Source organism: Pseudolabrys sp. Root1462 (assembly GCF_001426945.1).
GTDB lineage: Bacteria > Pseudomonadota > Alphaproteobacteria > Rhizobiales > Xanthobacteraceae > Pseudolabrys.
This window is the reverse complement of record NZ_LMFS01000001.1, coordinates 2,495,166-2,510,625: the sequence shown is the minus strand read 5'-3', so window position 1 is coordinate 2,510,625 and position 15,460 is coordinate 2,495,166. Positions and strand designations below refer to the sequence as shown.

Genomic DNA, 15,460 nt, shown 5'->3' with positions numbered 1-15,460 from the left:
AGACTTAGGGAACTTCAGCATTCGCCGACTGACCCCTATCTTTCAATTCCCCTCGTGCTCGTTTCCGAGGTTTCGAGGTATCATTGAACAGTTTCATTTCGCGAATTCTCCTCACGATGACGTCGGCCCCGCCATGGGCTGACGAAGAGACAATCCGTGAAGAGCTTTTCAGCATCGAGCGCCTTGAGCAGCACGCAGAGAGTCTTGCGGCGGCCCAGTCGGTCAGTTCGCGTCCGGAGCGAGGAAAGCCTCTTAAAAGACGCGTTCAGGAAAACGATGAAGCGCTCCTTGCCGCCTATCGGCTGATTGCGGCTGCGATTGCCGCCAAACGGCCCATAACGCCGGCAGCCGAATGGCTGATCGACAATTTCCATCTTGCCGAAGACCAAATCCGCGAGATCCGCACCGATCTCCCGGCGAGCTATTACCGGCAGCTCCCAAAGCTGATCGAGGGCCCGTTTGCCGGCTATCCACGTATCTTCGAGATCGCCTGGGCCTTCGTTGCGCACACCGACAGCCGCTTTGAAGCCGAGATGCTTCGACGCTTCGTGATGGCGTATCAGCGTTCGCAGTTGCTGACGATCGGCGAGCTATGGGCTCTGGCGATCACGCTCCGTGTCGTGCTTGTCGAAAATCTGCGCCGTGTGGCGGAAACGATCGTCGGCAGTCAGGCCGCGCGTGACGCTGCCGATGCGCTGGCCGATCTCCTGCTCAGCCCGAAAGGCAGGTCGCAGGCAGCGGCGACCGCGGCCCTGCGACCCTACGAAAACGGACCGTTGCCGCGATCCTTCGTGGTTCAACTCGTGCAAAGGCTGCGCGATGAAGACCCGGTTTCGACGCCGGCCCTCCGGTGGCTGGACGAGCGGCTGAGTGCGCTGGGCACCAATGCGGACGAGATCGTGCGCGAGGAGCACCGCAGGCAGGGTGCGGCGAACGTCACCGTGCGTAACATCGTCACCAGCATGCGGCACATATCCGAGCTGGATTGGGCCGAGTTCTTCGAGAGCGTCAGTCTGGTCGATGAGGAACTGCGGGCCGGCAGCGATTTCGCCAGCATGGATTTCGCGACGCGTGATCGGTATCGGCGCGCCATCGAAGAGCTGGCCCGCGGGTCGATTCATTCGGAAATTGAAGTCGCGCGAGCTGCCGTCCTCATCGGAAAGCGCGCCGAGCCCGACCAACTTGCCGGGGCGGCGGAGCTCGATCCGCGCCAGCGCGATCCGGGGTATTCCCTGATCGGGCAAGGGCGCCGTGAATTCGAAGCGAAACTTGGCTTTCGCGCGCCCCTGAAAGACTGGCTGATCCGGGCGAACGCGGTCCTGGGCATTTCGGGTTATCTCGGTGTTGTCGCGGCCGCTTCCGCGGCGCTTCTGGTACTGGCATTGCTCGCCGTCGGCGGAGATGTCGCCGGATGGTCCATCGTGGCGCTCGCGGTTCCGGGCATTCTGGTTGCCATCGATGCCGCGATCGTGCTGGTGAACCGTGCCGTGGCCAATCAATTCGGTCCTGCGCCGCTTCCTGGCCTTGAGCTTCGCGACGGTGTGTCCAGCGACCTTCGCACGATCGTCGTCATGCCGACGCTGCTGACCAACAGCGCAACGGTCGATGAGCTGATTGAGCGCTTGGAGATCCACTATCTCGCAAGTCCGGACGGCGATATTCGTTTTGCTCTGCTTTCCGACTGGGTGGATGCCGATACTGAGGAAGTCGAAGGCGACGATGCGCTTCTGGGTGCGGCGATCGAGGGCGTCGCCCGGCTCAATCGCGAGTACGGTCCGGCCGCAGACGGACCGCGTTTCTTCTTGTTCCACCGCCGGCGGGTTTGGAGCGAAGGCCAGGGCAAATGGATCGGCTGGGAACGCAAGCGCGGAAAACTGCATGAGTTGAATCGGCTGCTGCGGGGCGCGACCGGCACCACGTTTGTGGCGATCGGCGACGAACTGCCGGTGCCGGCGGGCGTGCGCTACGTCATCACCCTGGATTCGGACACGCGGCTGCCGATTGGAGCAGCCAAACGCCTGATCGGCAAAATGGCGCACCCGCTCAATCGGCCGAGGGTCGACCCCGCATCCCAGCGTGTGGTGGAGGGCTATGGCGTCTTGCAGCCGCGCGTCACTCCTTCGCTTCCCACCGTGCAGGACGGTTCGCTTTATCAACGCGTCTTCTCGAGCCCGACGGGTATCGACCCATACGCCGCGGCCGTATCCGACGTCTATCAGGATCTGTTCGAGGAAGGCTCCTACAGCGGCAAGGGCATTTACGATGTGGATGCTTTCGAGGCCGCTCTCGCTGGCCGGATCGCGGACAACAGCGTTCTTAGCCATGACCTGCTGGAAGGCATCTTTGCTCGCGCCGGACTGGTCACCGATGTAGAGGTCTTTGAGGATTATCCGTCGCGGTACGACGTCGCAGCGGCTCGCCAGCACCGGTGGGCGCGCGGCGACTGGCAATTGCTTCCCTGGACCTTCGGGAGGGCGGCCGGCACGCTTAGCCGAACGGAAATTTCGCCACTGGGGCGTTGGAAGCTTCTCGATAATCTCCGCCGCTCCCTGTCGGCGCCAGCGAGTTATCTTGCTCTCGTAGCCGGTTGGATCCTGTTGGCTCCGGAATCGGCCTGGCTTTGGACCGGCTTCGTCCTTCTGCCCTATGCGATATCGGCGTTCCTGCCGCTCATCGCCCGGGTCATGCCGCGTAGTTCCGGAGTTACGGCCGGCAGTCACTTCCGCGCATTCCGTTTGGAATTGGGCGTCGCGTCGCTCCAGTTCGGCCTCGAGGTGGCATTTCTCGCGCATCAAGCCTGGCTGATGGTCGATGCAATCGTTCGCACACTGTCGAGGCTATATCGGCGGCGACAATTGCTGGAATGGATGACCGCGGCGGCTGTCAGCTCCAATAAAGAACTCGATCTCGCCGGGTTCTACCGGCGGATGTTCGGTGCCGTCATATTGGCCGTATGCGGCGCGCTTGCCGCGCTGTGGTCGCCGCCAGGGGTCTGGTTGATCGCCGGTCCGTTGCTGGGCGCCTGGATGTTGTCGCCCGCCATCGCCTGGTGGGCAAGTCGGACGCCAAGCCCGGACCTGAGCGAACTGTCGGACGCCGAGGCCGAAAGTCTGCGCCTGACCGCACGGCGCACGTGGCATTTCTTTGAGACATTCGTGACGGCGGAAGACAATTGGCTTCCTCCCGACAATTTCCAGGAAGATCCTCATCCGGTCGTCGCGCACCGCACTTCTCCGACCAATCTCGGGCTCTATCTTATCTCCATCCTTGCTGCCCGCGACTTCGGCTGGTTGGGCCTGACGTCGACGGTCGCCCGGCTGGAACAAACGATGTCCGCGATGAATCGTCTGGAACGATTCCGCGGCCATTTCTACAATTGGTATGACACACGCGATCTTCGGCCACTCGATCCCAGGTATGTGTCGTCGGTCGATAGCGGCAATCTTGCCGGCCATCTGATTACACTTCGGAGTGCTTGTCGTGAGTTGCTGGCGGCGCCCGTCTCCCGCCCGGAGGCGCTGGCGGGGATCGCCGACGCCGTCAAGATAACTCGGAACGCACTGGATGCCCTCAGCGGCGATCGCCGCATGTCGGAGGCCGCTCGCAATCAGCTCTACAACGCGCTGAATTCGTGTGAAGTGTCCCTGAGGGGACCGGCAGCGTCGCTCGCTGAGCATGCTGCGCGATTGGCGGAGCTGAAGGAAAAGGCCGCAGAGCTTCCCAAATTTGCGCGGGCGCTTTTTGAGGAGCGTTTCAACGATGTTGCTGGCTCAAGCGATGTCGTCACCTGGGCCGAGGTGGTGGCATCCTCGGTTCAGTGTCATCAACGCGACGTCGATAGCTTGTTCGCTCGGGGCGAACGCGCTGACATTGACCGAGCTGTTCTAACCGCGCCGACGCTGATCGATCTGGCCGATCACGTTTCTACGTTAGCCCACGGCCGCAGCGCCGACGGCATCGCAGACGAGGCCGGGCCTGGCCCGCGCACGGTGGCGGCCCCGACTGCGCTTGCCGCACAGGCACTTGTCGAGAGAATTGAAAACATCGACCGAATTGCCGCCGCGATGTTCGACGAGATGCAATTCGATTTCTTGCTCGACCGGCCCAGGCAGTTGCTGTCGATCGGGTTCCAATGTGCCGAGGGGACGCTCGACCCAAGCTGCTACGATTTGCTGGCGTCCGAGGCGCGCCTGGCGAGCTTCATTGCCATCGCCAAAGGCGACATTGCGCCAAAGCACTGGTTCAAGTTGGGACGAGCGGTGACTCCGATTGGTCGTGGCTCCGCCCTGATTTCGTGGTCGGGCTCGATGTTCGAGTATCTGATGCCGGAATTGGTAATGCGCGAGCCGGCGGGGAGCTTGCTGCAGCAAACCGCCAAGCTGATTGTCAGCCGGCAGATCGAATACGGCGCGCAACGAGGCGTCCCGTGGGGAATTTCCGAGTCCGCTTATAACTTCCGTGATCTGGAGCTCACCTACCAGTACTCCAATTTCGGGGTCCCGGGTCTCGGGCTCAAGCGTGGCCTTAGCGAAAACGTCGTCGTTGCCCCCTATGCCACCATGCTTGCGTCGATGGTTGCCCCGTTGGCTGCGGTCCAAAACTTGTCGCGGTTGGCGGAGGCGGGCGGCTCGGGGCGTTACGGTTGGTATGAGGCGCTGGACTACACACCGGGGCGAACCCCGGAAGGCAAGAGCGTTGCGGTCGTGCGCGCCTATATGGCCCATCATCAGGGGATGAGCCTGGTTGCGATCGCCAACACGCTGGGCGGCGGCGCGATGCGCTCGCGCTTTCATGCCAGTCCAATCGTGCAGGCGACAGAGCTGTTGTTGCAGGAGAGGCCGCCGCGCGACGTTGCGGTCAAATGGGTCCGCGCCGAGGAAGTGAACCAGGTGACACTGGTGCGCGAACTGGTGCCCCCCATGCTGCGCCGCTTTCGCTCGCCGCACGATCGCGTTCCGCGCAGTCATCTTTTGTCGAACGGCCGCTACGCCGTCATGTTGACGGCCGCTGGGGCAGGGTACAGCCGCTGGGAGCAGCTCGGGGTATCGCGCTGGCAGGAAGATGTCACCTGTGACCCCTGGGGGTCATATATCTACCTTAGGGATGTCGATAGCGGGGCCGTATGGTCGGCTGGCTATCAACCGAGTGGCGCCAAGCCGGACAGCTACGAGGTCGTCTTTTCGGAAGATCGCGCCGAGATTAAGCGTCGGGACGGCGCCTTGACGACGACGCTCGACGTCATCGTCTCGCCGGAGGATGACGGTGAGGTCAGGCGCGTCTCGATCACGAATTATGGCCTGCGGACGCGCGAGATCGAGGTGACTTCCTATTCGGAAATCGTCCTGGCGCGCCCAGGCGATGATGCCGCGCATCCGGCATTCTCCAAGCTTTTCGTGCAAACCGAGTTCGTGCCCGAAATGGGCGCCCTTCTGGCGACCCGGCGGAGGCGTTCGCCGACGGAACCGGAAATATGGGCGGCCCATCTGGCGGTTGCCGAAGGTAATGCCACCGACGAGCTGCAATTTGAGACCGACCGGGCGCGCTTCCTCGGACGGGGGAACACTGTCCGTTCTCCGGTCGCCATGAGAAGTGGTCAATCGCTATCCAACACCGTCGGAACGGTCCTCGACCCGATCTTCAGCATCCGCCGCCGCGTGACCATCAGGCCCGGTGCGACCGTGCGCGTTTCATTCTGGACGCTGGTCGCGGGCTCACGGGATAATGTTGTCAGCCTCGTCGACAAGCACCACGATGTGGCGGCGTTCGAACGCGCCGCCACGCTGGCGTGGACGCAGGCGCAGGTTCAGCTTCACCATGTCGGGATCACACCGGATGAAGCGCACCTGTTTCAGCGCATTGCGAACCGTATTCTGTACTCCGACTCGACGTTGCGGCCGTCCTCGGAGATCCTGAAACGCAACAGTCTCGGACCGTCGGCGCTTTGGCAACACGGGATTTCCGGCGATCAGCCGATTGTGCTGTGCCGGATTGATGACGCCGATCACTTGGAGACCGTGCGCCAGTTGATCCGGGCGCAACATTACTGGCGGACGAAACAGCTCGCCGTCGATCTGGTGATCATCAACGAGAGAAGCACTTCTTACGTCCAGGACCTGCAATCGGCACTGGAGTTGATCGTTCGGGTAAACGTGCGGACCTCGGAGCGGGAGAAAGGAACCCTGTTCCTGCTGCGCGCTGACGTGTTGTCGGATGAGGTGCGAAACCTGCTTCTGACGGTGGCGCGCGTGGTTATCGTGGGCCGGCGCGGCAGCCTGGCCGAGCAGGTCAAGCGTTTGCCGGAGCTGGGGCCGGCCGCCGAACCGCCGCGCCTGACGCCGCGAAGCGTGGCGCCCGCCGAATTCGTTGCGCCGCCGCCGCTCGAGTTCTTCAACGGAGTCGGCGGATTTGATCGCGATGGACGGGAATACGTAATCATCCTGGACGGCGATCGGGAAACGCCCGCGCCGTGGGTGAACGTCATTGCCAATCCCTCGTTCGGCTTCCACGTCTCCGCCGAAGGCAGCGGGTACACCTGGTCGGTCAACAGCCGCGAGAACCAACTGACGCCGCGCTCGAACGATCCGGTATGCGACAGCCCCAGTGAATGCATTTATGTGCGCGACGATGACAACGGCGAGGTTTGGACCGCGACCGCTCTACCCATTCGCGACGACGCGTCGCGCTACACTGCCCGGCACGGGTGGGGCTATAGCCGTTTCGAACATAAGTCGCACGGAATCTCGCTCGATCTTCTGCAGTTTGTGCCGCTCGACGATTCCGTCAAGATTTCCAGACTGAAGATCAAGAACGTCTCGGGCCGGCGCCGGCGGCTGTCGATATCGGCCTACGTCGAGTGGGTGCTCGGACCGTCGCGGGCGACTTGCGCACCCTATGTCGTCACCGAGGTCGATCCGAAAACTTCGGTAATGCTCGCGCGCAATCCATGGCGCATGGAATTCGGCTCACGGGTGGCCTTTGCCGATATGGGCGGAAGGCAGAGCTCTTGGTCTGGCGATCGTACCGAGTTCATCGGCCGCAACGGGAGCCCTGTCTTGCCCGCGGCGCTGGCCAAGCAAGATCCTCTGTCCAACCGGGTCGGCGCTGGCCTCGACCCGTGCGGCGTCCAGCAGACCGCAGTCGAGATTCCGGCGAACGGCGAAGTCGAAGTTGTATTCTTGCTCGGCGAGGCCGCAACCGCAGCGGAAGCTCTGGCGCTGGCCGAACGCTACCGCGCCGCTGATCTCGATGAAGTGTTCGGTAACGTTGTTCGTTTCTGGGACCAGACACTCGGCGTAGTCCAGGTGCGCACGCCGGATCGCGCGCTGGACGTTCTGCTGAACGGGTGGCTGCAGTATCAGACGATCGTTTGCCGCGTATGGGCCCGCTCGGGCTTCTATCAGGCGAGCGGCGCCTACGGCTTCCGCGATCAACTGCAGGACGGGATGGCGCTGTGCCTGTCGCAGCCCGGCATGACGCGCGAGCACCTTCTGCGTGCCGCCGCACGGCAGTTTGCCGAGGGCGACGTCCAGCATTGGTGGCTGCCGTCCTCCGGCAAGGGCCTCCGCACGCGGGTCTCCGACGATCTGCTGTGGTTGCCTTACACAACGGCTCAATACGTCACTGCGACCGGAGATGCGTCCGTTCTCGACGAGCAAATCCCGTTCCTCGAGGGAATGCTTCTGGCGGCCGATGAACATGACGCGTTCTTCCAGCCGATGTCGTCGGATGAGAAGGCCACGCTCTACGAGCACTGCGCGCGCGGGCTCGACCGCAGTCTTGCGGTCGGTCGGCACGGCTTGCCGTTGATCGGTGGCGGCGACTGGAACGACGGCATGAATCTGGTCGGCGCCGGCGGGCAGGGCGAGAGCGTATGGCTGGGATGGTTCCTCTGCGCCACCATTACAAATTTCGTCGGTTTTGCGGAGCAGAAGGGCCAGCATGAGCGCGCGGCGATCTGGCGCACGCACGCGGCAGCGATGCGCGAGTCTCTCGAACGAGAGGGTTGGGACGGCGACTGGTATCGCCGCGGCTACTTTGACGACGGAACGCCGCTCGGCTCGGCGTCGAGCAGCGAGTGCCGCATCGATTCCATCGCCCAGTCATGGGGAGTGATTTCCGGGGCAGCAGATCCAACGCGCGCGGCGCGCGCCATGAAGGCGGCGGACGAAAACCTTGTCTTGCGTGACGAGGGGCTGGCGCTGCTGTTTACGCCGCCGTTCGACAAAACCCCGCTGAACCCTGGCTATATCAAAGGCTATCCGCCCGGCATCCGCGAGAACGGCGGTCAATATACGCATGCGGCGACGTGGTCGGTGCAAGCGCTTGCCAAGCTTGGCGACGGCGACAAGGCGGCCGAGCTGTTGTCGCTCCTCAATCCAATCAACCACGCGCGCACCTGGGCCGAGGCACTGCGTTACAAAGTCGAGCCGTATGTGGTGTGCGCGGATATCTATTCCGTGGCGCCGCACGTCGGGCGCGGAGGCTGGACCTGGTACACCGGATCGTCGGGATGGATGTATCGGGCGGGCCTGGAATCGATCCTGGGGTTCGTCATCGAGGGCAACACCTTGCGGTTCGACCCGTGCGTTCCCCGAGCATGGCCAAAATTCGATATCGCATTCCGGCACCGCACTTGCCTGTATGAGATATCGGTGACCAATGAAGCTGGCGTTTGCCGCGGTATCGCTCGCCTGGAATTGGATGACCAGGTGTTACCGGCCGGTACCGCACAAATCACGTTGGTGGACGACGGCGCTACTCATCGCATCCGCGTCATCCTCGGATAACGCGTCTGCCAGGCATCCGCCACGCGGCGCGGTCAGGCATTGCGATCGCGGCGCGGCTAGGCGGCCTTGGGGCCGGGTGTATGGCGCGCGCTGTGATTATGGTTCACGGCGATTGCTTGCTCACGGCCGCACTTGATGCAGACGAAAATTTCGTTGTCCAGATCAAGAGTGCTGTTGGCGGATTCGATCCGCTTGAGCCGCAACTCGCCACCACAGTCCTGGCAGCGCGACGATGGCGGTGGCTCGACAAGGGCACGCATACGCTTTCCCCTTCGCTCAATGGAATGCAGAGCGAGTCGCTCGAGAGTATCTCGATATTAAGATCGATTTTACGAAAGCCCGAGCGTCTTGCGCTAACGTTTCCGGCAGCAACAACGCTGCGCTTTTAGAAAGAGCGAGTCTAGTAACATTTTTTAGCGTCTGCCGCGGTTGCGCCGCTGAGTGTTCCATTCGCTGATCAAACACGCGGGACGACACGGCAGGGGTGACCGGATACCCTGCAGACAGCAGAAACGCCGCCACAATTATCGGCTGATGTGGGCAATGAGACGGGCGATCAGCGCGCGCAGTTCTTCGAGCGACGGTATGTCCATCAGCAGCGCGACGAAGCCGCGGATTTCGCGCTGGCGGATATCGAACCTGATATGCAGAAACAGCACGTAGGTGGACACCGCGCTTTCAAACATGTGCCGGCTGTCACCTCGGACGACGACCGGCAATGACATTTTCAGCGTGCTCTTCAACAGATTGGCGATTGTCGCGATCCAGCTATTGAGAATGATATTGCCGGTCTCTGCCAGTGCTTCGTCTTCGAGATCGACGATATCTTCCAGCGGAAGCTGGCGGCCGACCACGGCGCGGACCAGTTCCAGGCTGCTCTTTTCCGGAAAGATGAGCAGCGCCTGGCCGGAAAAAGCGCCCTGAAAATCCTGACGGACGGCGACCAGCCGGGGGTTGGCCGGGTTGGCAACCAGCTGGCTCGCGGCGTGGCTCGCCAGTATTTCGATTGAGGGGACTGCCAGCGTCACCTCGTGCTGGATCATTTGCCGCAGGCTGTTCGCCGCCTTGGCCATGGCGATGTTGGAAAGCTCCCCCAGCGCATCACGCTCGAGTTCGCTTAGCGGAACGACGGGTTCGGTCATGACGTCCGACAGGCTCCTGAGCTGGCTGAAAGTATCTGGAACATTTTTCACCGACCGATGGAACTCTTATTTCTCTTGTGCGTTCCGTTGGTTACCGCGTAGCTTGGCACGATAGCCCCAGTCTTCCTCACAATGAGATCGTTATGCGTAAAAAGCCGAGCACTCCCGGTTCCTTGCGGCCTGCCGGGAACCCAGCTCTTAGCAGCGCAGGTGCGGCGCCGTCGAATGCCGGAAGCCCGCCGCCGCGGAAGACTAGCGCGCTGAACGGTCCCAAGTCCTTGATGAAGACCACCGCACTTGGCTCCGGTGGGGGCAAAGCGTCTCGCCGGCCGGCCGTCGCTTCGGCTTCGGCTCCGCAGAAGGCAGCGGCCTCGAAAGTGACGCCATCGCGACCAACCGCCGGAGTATCGGCCAGCCGTCAACAAAAAATCGAAGAGCGGATTGCCGCTGCGACCGAACAGCTTGCCGCCGGTATCACCCAGTCCGCCTCTGCCGCCGAAGAGCTGCGGCGCTCGATGGAACAGATCGCCGCCGGCGCCGAGGAGGCGGCCAGCGCCTCCCAGGAAACGCTGGCGGTCGCCACGAGCACCGCGACGTCCCTCATTCAGGCGCGGGAACGCGCCGAGACGATGCGCCGCCGCACCGACGCGCTGGAAACGCTTTTGGTCGAGACCTCAAGTCAGATCGGTGGCTGGGCCGGCAACATCAAGCACAACGGCGAGCGGCAAAATGACACCGTCGCTATCATGGCCCAGTTGAGTGAGCAGGCGGCCAGCATCGGCGACGTCACCAAGACCGTCAGTTATGTGTCGGACCAGACCAATTTGCTGGCGTTGAATGCGGCGATCGAGGCTGCCCGAGCTGGCGATCATGGCCGAGGCTTTGCAGTCGTGGCCGAGGAAGTGCGGGCGCTGGCCGAAACGTCGGAAAAAAGTGCGCGCGACGTGCAGGACCTTGCGAGCCAGATCGAGTCTCAGGTCGGCGCGGTCTCGTCGATCATCAAATCCTCCGCCGCCGCGGCGGGTGTCGAGGTACAAAAAAGCCAGACTGTCATTCTGGCGCTTGGCGAATTGCGCAGGGAAGTGGCCGCTCTGGCCGCCGACAGTCAGGCGATCGCGGCAACCGCACTGGAGGCCGACGGGGCTGCCCGTGAAGCGCAGCGCGGCGCCGAGATCATTTCTTCCGCCGCTGAAGAGCAGGCTGCGGCCGCCGCCGAAGCGCTCCGCAGCGTCGAGCAACAGGCCAGCGTTCTCGACGAAAGCCAGAGTGCAACGCAGTCCCTGTCAACGCTGGCGGCGGACGTGGCCGGCATCTCCAGCGGTGGCAGCGCCACCGACCAGCTTGCCTCAGCTGCCGAAGAGCTTTCCACCGCGGTGCAGGAGATGTCCGGCTCAGCGGCACAGATCATGTCCGCGGTCGAGCAGATCAGCCGTGGGGCTCAGCAGCAAGCCGCTGCGACCCAGGAAGCCAGCGGCGCGATGGATCAAATTGCCAGTTCTGCTCAGAAATCGCGCGAGGCGGCGACGGCGTCGCTCGACCGGGTCAAGCGTATGGACGCCATGCTTGGCGAGTGCCGGTCGCAAATTAACGGTCTCTCCGAGGGTGTGACACGCTCGATCGCCTCGACGCGTGAAAGCCTTGGCGTTGTCGGGACGCTGGAAGGCATCACCCAGAGCATCGAAAAGATCGTCGACGGTATCGGCGTCGTCTCCATCCAGACCAACATGCTGGCGGTCAGCGGCTCGGTTGAAGCGGCCCGCGCCGGCGAATTCGGCAAGGGCTTTGCCGTTGTCTCCAAGGACATCCGCAGTCTCGCGCGAGACTCCGGTGAGAACGCCGGCCGGATCAAGGATACCATTCGTGCCATCCAGGCGCAGATGACGGCCGTGCGCCGCGAATTGGAGCGCGTGATTGCCAGCGCTGAGACGGAAAATCAGCGTACCGATGCGGTGCTCTCCGGATTCGATCTGGTCCAAAAGGACATCGGTGAAATCGCGACGGCGAGCCGGCAGGTCGGCGACAGCGCCGAAGCGATCCTGGCCTCGATGAAGGACGCCGCCGAAAGCTCGAGGCAGATCGCGGCGGTTGCGGAACAGGCAGCGGGCGCTTCGGCGCAGGCTGCGGCTGCCGCCAAGCAACAAGCGCGGGGCGCGGAAGATCTGGCCGCTGCGATCGAGGAGATCGCCTCCCTGGCGGAAACGATCCAGAGCCGCAATGGCTAACCCTACCAATACCCGGGCGAAAAAGACCGAGCGACGGTCGGCTGAGGCAGCGCCGCGCGTGGATCATGCGGACGCAACGGCGAAGCATTTCCTGCTGTTCGAAATTGCTGGCGGCTCGTTCGGAATGCCGCTGGCTTCGATTGCCGAAATTATTCGCGTCCCGAAGCTGTCTTATATGCCTTTGGTGCCCCCGAGCCTGCTGGGTCTCGCCAATTTGCGCGGCGCGGTGGTGCCCGCAATCAGCCTGCGTCGGCTCCTGCATCTGCCGGACGCCGCGGCCGACGACACGACGCGCATGATCGTCCTGAACGGAACGGCGCCGGTCGGCTTTGTCGTTGATCGCATCGATCGGCTGGTCGCAGTGCCGGCTGAAAGGCTCGACCATGATGATGCCGGCGCCGGCGACATCGATCCGGCCGTGATCGAAAGTGTGATCAGAGGCGCCGAAGGTCAGGAGCCGACAAAAATTCTCAATTCGGCGCGCCTGATAAGCGGTCAGTTCACCCAGTTGGGCGTCACCGGCAGCCGCGACGCGGGCCGTTCGGCCGTGGCGCTTGGCGCGGCCGGCGCGGTCGAGACAAAGACGCTGACGTCGCTATTGAGTTTCGATCTCGGCGCACAGGAATATGCACTGCCGCTCGATAGCGTGCGCGAGATCGTGGCGCTGCCCGATCATGTCTCCGAGGTGCCGCGCGCGGAGGCGGCCGTTCTGGGTGTTGTCACGCTGCGTAACCGCTTGCTGCCGTTGGTGTCGTTGCGTGCCCTGTTGGGATTACCGGTCGATGGAATGCGTGCGCAGTCCGCGAAGGTTATCGTGGTCTCCATGGGTGACGCTTCGATCGGCGTCGTCGTCGATGCCACACGGGAAATCCTGCGGGTCGATCCGGCGCAGATCGATACGGCGCCAACCTTGCTCAGCCGCGGCGAGGGCGAAGCCGACGTGACGTCGATCTGCCGTCTGGACCAGGGCCGCCGTCTTGTCGCGGTGCTGTCGCCGGATCGGTTGTTCAGGTCCGATCTGGTCAGTCGAATTCTGGCCGAGCAGGGCGGTGCTGTCGACGGCAAGGATGTTCAATCAGGAACCGCTGCCATGGCCGACGAGCAATTCATTGTTTTTCGACTTGGCGGCCAGGACTACGCCTTGCCCATTGCCGCGGTCGGCGAGATCGTGCGCCCGCCCGAACATATTACGCGCGTTCCGAAAGCGCCTGCCTTTATCGACGGTGTTATCAATCTGCGCGGTAGCGTGTTGCCGATCGTGGATCTTCGCCGTCGTTTCGATGTGGTCGCCGCGGGTAACCGCGCATCGCAACGAATTCTTGTTTTAGGCATTGCCGGCGCGCGGGCCGGTTTCCTCGTCGACAGCGTTGCGGAAGTTTTAAAGGTGCCCTCCGGGTCTATCCAGCCGGCGCCTGAAATGTCGCCGGACCAGATGCGGCTGATTTCGCGGGTCATCAATCTCGAAGACACGGGGCGCATGATCCTCCTTGTCGACTCGGCCCAGCTCCTCGACCAGGTTGAAAGCGACGTGATTGCGAAATTCGAGAGCGAGCAGCTCGACCAGACGACGACATCGACGTGATCAAGCTTCTCATTGCTGACGACTCGGCGCTGATGCGCAAGCTGTTGCAGGATATCTTCGTTGCCGAAGGCGACTTCGACATCCGTTTGGCTCGCAATGGCGCCGAAGCGCTGGATCTGGTGAGGTCATTCGATCCCCAGGTCATTACGCTCGACGTTCAGATGCCGGACATGGACGGTCTGACCTGCCTCAGCCAGATCATGATCGAGATGCCGCGTCCGGTGGTCATGGTGTCGTCGCTGACCGCGGAGGGCGCTGAAGAGACACTTGAGGCGATAGAACTCGGCGCCGTCGATTTTGTCGCCAAGCCAAGCGGGGCGGTGTCGCTGGAGATCGACCGTTTGAGGCCGGTCCTGGTCGAAAAGGTCCGCGCAGCGTCCAAGGCCCGGATCCGTCGCACCTTGCGGCTGACAGAGCGGGTGCGGCATCAGATGCGCAGCGCTGTTACGGCGCGTGTACGTCCTAAACCGGCTCGCCGCAGGCCGGTATCGGGTGCGGGCAAGCCCAAGCAAAAGCCGGGGCCTTCGGCCTTGCCCGGGTTGGTGTTGATCGGCTCATCGACCGGGGGACCGGCAGCGCTTGACGCTGTCCTGCCCAGCCTACCCGGCGATTTCCCGTGGCCCGTCCTGGTGGCGCAGCATCTGCCGGCGAGCTTTACCGGGCCTTTCGCTCGGCGCCTGAACAGCGAATGTCAGTTGAGCGTCGTCGAAGTTGGTAACCCGATGCCCTTGCAAGCCGGCACCATCTACATCGCCAGGGGTGATGCCGACGTCGTTGTCGCCGCGCGCGCGACGGGCATTATCGCGATGCCGGCGCCTGCCCGAGCGAGCTATCTGTGGCACCCCAGCGTGGAACGCATGGTGCTCAGTGCACTTGAGTGTATCGATGCCGAACGGATGCTCGGTGTGATGTTGACAGGCATGGGCAATGATGGCGCCGCGGCGATGAAGAAGTTGAGCGAGGGTGGCGGCCGCACGATCGCCGAGGCGGAATCCACGGCGGTCGTCTGGGGCATGCCGGGCGAACTGGTGAAAAACGGCGGCGCCGGCCTGGTCCGTCCGGTTGACGATATTGCCGAAGCCATTGTCGAATTGGTGGGCGCGCATGCCTCTCATTAAAGCCGGCGGCAAGGCGGCCGATAAACCGGCCAAAGGCGACAATTCGGCCGGCCACCTGGCGGGACTGACCAGTGCTGCCGCCGACACGCGGTGGTCTACGGCGCGCGCGCTTGCCGGGCGGGCGGATGCCGTTCCGGCTCTGGCCGGGGCGCTGGCGTCCGAAGATTCGCCGCGTGTGCGCGAGGCGATCATGACCGCACTGATGCGCGTCGGCAACGAAGCCAGCGTCAAGGTCATGTTGCCTTATCTGGCGGCGGACGATGCCGGGCTTCGGGCCGCCGCGGTCGAGGCGCTTCAGGGCATACCGGAGGCGGTGGCGCCATTCATGCAGGCCCTGTTCGCCGACACGGACTCCGACGTGAGGATTCTGGCGACCGAGCTTGCTCGCAATATGCCGGAAGCCGAGGCGACGCGGCTGCTGTGCGCGTTGATCGAGAACGAGCAGCATCCCAATGTCTGTGCGGCGGCGATCGACGTGCTGACCGAAGTCGGCACCAAAGAGGCGATCCCGGTGCTTGAAAGATGCGCGACGCGGTTTGCCGCGACGCCGTTCGTGCCATTCGCCGTTTCCGTGGCGATAGCCCGGATATCCGGCACAGAAGCCTGAGCC

At 63.1% G+C, this 15,460-nt stretch carries 7 protein-coding genes; 5 read left to right on the top strand and 2 right to left on the bottom strand.

Translation table 11 applies throughout. From position 1 onward, the window contains the following. Nucleotides 1-83: 83 nt before the first annotated feature. Nucleotides 84-8,786, top strand: a complete 8,703-nt coding sequence (locus ASD45_RS12235) for a glucoamylase family protein (protein ID WP_244485337.1) — start codon at nucleotides 84-86, stop codon at nucleotides 8,784-8,786. A 56-nt stretch (nucleotides 8,787-8,842) separates the two neighbouring features. Here the strand turns inward: ASD45_RS12235 and ASD45_RS23470 are convergent, their stop codons facing one another. Both ASD45_RS23470 and ASD45_RS12230 read right to left on the bottom strand, forming a co-directional pair. Next, nucleotides 8,843-9,046, bottom strand: a complete 204-nt coding sequence (locus tag ASD45_RS23470) for a hypothetical protein (protein ID WP_156380817.1) — start codon at nucleotides 9,044-9,046, stop codon at nucleotides 8,843-8,845. 264 nt (nucleotides 9,047-9,310) lie between these two features. After that, nucleotides 9,311-9,928: a chemotaxis protein CheX gene (locus ASD45_RS12230; RefSeq protein ID WP_056911730.1), complete on the bottom strand. Its 618-nt coding sequence runs from the start codon at nucleotides 9,926-9,928 to the stop codon at nucleotides 9,311-9,313. A 281-nt stretch (nucleotides 9,929-10,209) separates the two neighbouring features. Between ASD45_RS12230 and ASD45_RS12225 the strand changes: the two genes are divergently transcribed. Genes ASD45_RS12225 through ASD45_RS12210 form a run of 4 tightly spaced genes read left to right on the top strand, consistent with a single transcriptional unit; the run spans nucleotide 10,210 to nucleotide 15,457 of the window. Next, a complete protein-coding gene (locus ASD45_RS12225; protein WP_244485335.1) occupies nucleotides 10,210-12,150 on the top strand; it encodes a methyl-accepting chemotaxis protein in 1,941 nt (646 codons plus the stop codon). Continuing rightward, entirely contained in the window at nucleotides 12,143-13,732 is a 1,590-nt protein-coding gene (locus tag ASD45_RS12220; protein WP_056911728.1) for a chemotaxis protein CheW, read from the top strand. Before ASD45_RS12225 ends, ASD45_RS12220 begins: the two co-directional genes overlap by 8 nt. Then, nucleotides 13,729-14,850 carry a chemotaxis-specific protein-glutamate methyltransferase CheB gene (cheB, locus tag ASD45_RS12215; RefSeq protein ID WP_056911727.1) on the top strand — a complete coding sequence of 374 codons (1,122 nt, stop codon included), beginning with the start codon at nucleotides 13,729-13,731 and terminating at the stop codon, nucleotides 14,848-14,850. Before ASD45_RS12220 ends, cheB begins: the two co-directional genes overlap by 4 nt. Further along, nucleotides 14,837-15,457, top strand: coding sequence for a HEAT repeat domain-containing protein (locus tag ASD45_RS12210; RefSeq protein WP_056911726.1), 621 nt, complete (start codon nucleotides 14,837-14,839; stop codon nucleotides 15,455-15,457). The genes cheB and ASD45_RS12210 overlap by 14 nt, the downstream gene beginning before the upstream one ends. Nucleotides 15,458-15,460 lie beyond the last annotated feature (3 nt).